This is a genomic window from Nocardia farcinica, from assembly GCF_029867845.1.
Lineage (GTDB): Bacteria > Actinomycetota > Actinomycetes > Mycobacteriales > Mycobacteriaceae > Nocardia > Nocardia farcinica_A.
Genome location: NZ_JARWRU010000457.1, coordinates 1 through 4,259, shown reverse-complemented (window position 1 = coordinate 4,259; position 4,259 = coordinate 1). Strand labels below are relative to the sequence as shown.

At 71.4% G+C, this 4,259-nt stretch carries 4 protein-coding genes; all 4 read right to left on the bottom strand.

Translation table 11 applies throughout. The features are described from left to right. Nucleotides 1-142: 142 nt before the first annotated feature. Nucleotides 143-1,324, bottom strand: a complete 1,182-nt coding sequence (locus tag QH283_RS09875) for an NADH:flavin oxidoreductase (protein WP_280502711.1) — start codon at nucleotides 1,322-1,324, stop codon at nucleotides 143-145. A 52-nt stretch (nucleotides 1,325-1,376) separates the two neighbouring features. Then, nucleotides 1,377-2,033, bottom strand: a complete 657-nt coding sequence (locus QH283_RS09870; protein WP_280502710.1) for a TetR/AcrR family transcriptional regulator — start codon at nucleotides 2,031-2,033, stop codon at nucleotides 1,377-1,379. Between the two features lie 55 nt (nucleotides 2,034-2,088). After that, nucleotides 2,089-2,706 carry a DUF305 domain-containing protein gene (locus QH283_RS09865; protein ID WP_280502709.1) on the bottom strand — a complete coding sequence of 206 codons (618 nt, stop codon included), beginning with the start codon at nucleotides 2,704-2,706 and terminating at the stop codon, nucleotides 2,089-2,091. A gap of 62 nt (nucleotides 2,707-2,768) precedes the next feature. Further along, nucleotides 2,769-4,259, bottom strand: a 1,491-nt coding sequence (locus QH283_RS09860) for an LVIVD repeat-containing protein (protein ID WP_280502708.1), incomplete at its 5' end; no start/stop codon positions are given.

The window sequence follows — 4,259 nt, the reverse complement described above, 5'->3', positions numbered from 1 at the left end:
CCGCGGGGGGCCACCCCGGCCCCCGCCCCCCCCCCCCGGGGGGGGGGGGGGGCCGTTTCCCGTCCACCCGCCGAGGCGGGCCACCGGTCCCGCAGAGCACGAGATCCACCGGCCGCCGAGCGGCGGGACGCAGAAGATCGGGTCAGCGCGTGGTGAGTTCGTCCGGACGCGCGAGCACGCAGACGGTGCGGTCGTAGATCGTCGGCATGCACTTGTTGCAGTGCGTGCACAGCGACTTGGCGCTCTCGTCCTTCTGGATGCGCTGCAACAGGTCCGGCTCGCGCAGCAGCGCCCGCGCCATGGCGACGAACTCGAAACCCTCGTCCATGGCCAGGTTCATGGTGTCGAGGTTGGTGATGCCGCCGAGCAGCACCAGCGGCATCTTCAGCTCGTGGCGGAACTGGCGGGCCATGTCGAGCATGTAGGCCTCGCGATAGGGGAACTCGCGCAGGAACATTCGCCCGCCCACGCGCATGCCCCAGCTCATCGGCGGCGGGAAGGCCTTGGCGAACTCCTTGCGCGGGGCGTCGCCGTGGAACAGGTACATCGGGTTGAGCAGCGAGCTGCCGATGGTCAGTTCCAGCGCGTCGAGGGTGCCGTCCTCTTCCAGCATGCGGCCGATCTGCAGGCTCTCCTCCAGGTGCAGGCCGCCGGGCGCGCCGTCGTCCATGCTCAGCTTGGCCAGGATGGCCAGCCTGCCGCCGACCGCCTCGCGCACCGCCTCGGCGATCTCGCGGGCCAGCCTGGCCCGGTTGGCCAGGCTGCCGCCGTAGCCGTCGCGGCGGCGGTTGAGCAGCGGGCTGAAGAACGAGCTGACCAGGTAGTTGTGCCCGAAGTGCAGTTCGACGGCGTCGAAGCCGGATTCCTCGGCGGTGCGGGCCGCGGCGGCGAAATCCCGGATCACCCTGGCCAGTTCGGCCTCGTCGGGTTTGCGCGCCAGGGCCATGCCGAGGGGGCTGAAGAACCGGCCCGGGGCCAGCGCGGGCAGGCCGTTGGAGGCGGCGTTGGCGACCGGGCCCGCGTGCCCGATCTGGGCGCTGGCGGCGGCGCCCTCGGCGTGGATGGCCTCGGTCAGCCGCTGCAGGCCCGGCACGGCCTCCGGGCGCATGTAGATCTGGTGGCGGTCGGTGCGGCCCTCGGGCGAGACGGCGCAGTAGGCGACGGTGGACATGCCGACCCCGCCGCGCGAGGGCGCCCGGTGGTACTCGATCAGGTCGTCGGTGACCAGGGCGTCGGGCGTGCGGCCCTCGAAGGTCGCGGCCTTGATCACCCTGTTGCGCAGGGTGATCGGCCCGAGCTGGGCGGGGGTGAATACTTTGTGCACGGTTTCTCCAATGGGCTGTGCCCCGGGGAGGGCTGTTCCCGGGGCTGGACTGTTACTCGAGGTCTCGACGGTTCGCGGACCCGTGCCGTCGGCCGGTCGGCGGCGAGCCGGCCGCCGCGTCAGTGCGGGCGTCCGTGGTGGCGGCACACAGGCCGGCGGTGACGAACGCGCGCAGGGTGGCGACCTCGTCCGGCGGCAGGACGCGGTCGGCGGCCAGCGGCGCGCCGAAGCGACCGAGGATCAGGTCGAAGGCGAGCAGCCAGCGTGAGCGCGCCTCGCGCTCACCGATCGACGGGCACTGCCGGCGCAGCAGCGCCACGAAGGGGGCGAGGCTGAACCAGCGGGCGGTCCAGCCGATGTCCCGCCGCGACTGCACCAGCCGGGCCAGCAGCCGCAGGTACAGCCGCCCGGCAGGATCGGCGGCCAGGTCGACCAGCGGCTCGATCACGGCCGCCACGCACTCGGCCACCCCCGCCGAGCGGCGCGCCAGCTCGTCCATCGAGGACTCCCACAGCGGCGCCAGCCTGCTCTCCAGCAGGGCCACGACCAGGGCGTCCTTGGAACCGAAGTGGTAGTGCACGGCCGCCGGGTTGACCTCGGCGGCGGTGCACACCGCCCGGATGGACACCTTCTCGTAGCCGGACTCCAGCAGCAGTCGCTCGGCCGCCGCGAGCAGCCGTTCGCGCGTGTCGGACTCGGATCGGGTCACCCCCCGAGTGAAACACGTTTCAATCAGTGATTCAAGCGGTGCAGACCCACCGATCTCACGGGTACGGCAGCATTTCCCCGCCGCGGCTGCTCAGCAGCACCGACAGGGTGGCCAGTTCCTGCTGCTGACCGTTGGCCATGGACACCGCCCGCGCGCGCACCGCCGCCGAATCGGTGGCCGCCGCGGCGTCGGCCGCCATGTCCGCCCCGCCCTGGTGGTGACGGATCATCAACCGCAGGAACAGGATCTCGGCCTCGACGCCGGTGGCGTGGTACAGCTCGGTCAGCTCCGCGTCGGAGGCCATGCCCGCCATCCCGGTGTGGCCGTCGTGCGCACCGTGCTCCCCCTCCGCGCCGCCGCCCTGCTCGGCCGGGGGCGTGAGGGGTGCGCCCGCCAGCTCCAGCCACCCGGTCAACGTCCCCACCTCCCGCCATTGCGAGATACGGATCTGCTCGGCGGCGGCCCGCACCTCCGGCGCGGCGGCGGGACCGAGCAGTTCCACCATGGTCAGCGCCTGCTGGTGGTGGGCCGACATCTGCTGGGCGAAGAGAATGTCGGCCTCGGACAACCCCATCTGCCCGCCGCCCGCCGCGTGCTCCGCGCCGTCACCCCGGACGAGCCAGCCCGCCAGCACACCGGCCGCCAGGCACAGCACCGCCACCACGACCACCACCGGCCGACGCGGGCCGGGCCGCGAACCCGAATCGCGCTGGCCCGCTTCGCCTGTCGCCCCCATCAGCCCTGCAACACCGACGGATCGAGCCGCAGCGCGAGGAACCCGTTGTCCATGCAGGTGACGTACAGCTTGTCGCCGTGGAACTCCGGCGGGGAGAGGCACCAGTCCGCGGACAGGTCGCCGCCGAGCAACCGGTAGCGGTCGTTGACCACGCCGTTGAGCGAGGTCTGGCCCTCCAGGAAGGCGCGGGCCAGGGCGATGGTGCCGATCACCGGCGGGCCGATGATGGAGCCGAGCACCGCGTGCAGCGAGTTCGGCAGTTGCAGGTTCTTGCCGGTCTGCGCGGGCGGGTTGAAGTAGGCGACCTCCCGGAAGTGGTCGGGGTCGCGCACGTCGAAGACCCTGATGCCGGACTGGATCCAGCTGCACGCCATCAGCCGGGGATCGTCGGGCCGGTCGAGGCGGCAGTAGTGGGCGTCGTAGGCGAAGGCGCCGTTGCCCGCCGAACTGGAGGTCCACCGGTCCTGATGCCGGGGCAGGTTGATCTCCAGTTTGGCGCTGGTGCGCCACCTCGGGTTCGCCCTGTCGGTGATGTCGAACAGCTTCACCCCGCCGGAGCCGCCCTCGTCGACGGTGAACAGATGCGGCACACCGTTGTAGGTGGTGTAGATGCTGTGCTGGTTGATGAAGCCGTCGGTCCAGAACTTCTGGCCGATGTGCGGCAGCGGCTGCCCGACCACGGTGCGCGGCGCGCGGTTCTGCACGGCCGAGACGTCCATGATGGTCAATCCGCCCAGATTGGCCAGATACATGGTGTTGCCGTCGGGAGTGAAGCCCATGCCGTGCGCCTCGATGCCGGTCAGGCCGCCCCAGACCACCATCGGCTGGGTGGGATCACTGATGTCGATGGCGCTGACGTAGCCCGGTGCGATGCCGGAGGCCCAGTACGTCATGCCGTCCGGGGAGAAGTCGCCCTCGTGGGTGGTGATCGGGATCGGCATGTTGAGCATCGACCCGGTGGTGGTGTTCAACAGCCGCGGGTGCGCGCAGTCGGCGGAGATGTCGTAGATGGAGATGTAGCCCGCGCCGACGATCATGCCGACGCCGGTGGCCACCAGCAGGCCGCGCCCGTGGTGCACTTTCATCGACTCCCAGGTGCCGCCGATCATGGCGGGCTCGGTGAGCACGGCGGTGCGGACCGGGTTGGCCGGGTCGCTCACGTCGAGCACGTGCACGCCGGCGTCGGGACCGAACAGGTTGGTCGGGAAGGTGGAGGCGATGTAGGCGCAGTGCTCGTAGGTGGGGCTGACCGGCCCCGCGCCGAGGCCCTGGTACTGCCCGATCAGGTCGATATTGCAGTTGTAGCCCAGGGTGCTGCGCCCCGACCTGCGGTCCTCCAGCGTGACCTCGCCCTGAAGGCCCGGCTCCACCTGATCACCGGGACGGCAGTCCGCCCGGTCCACCGCCGTCGGCCAGACGCCGGTGAATTCGTCGAAGCCGGGTGGTGGCGCCGCCGCGCCCACCGCCGAGCCGGCGACCAGCACCGCCAC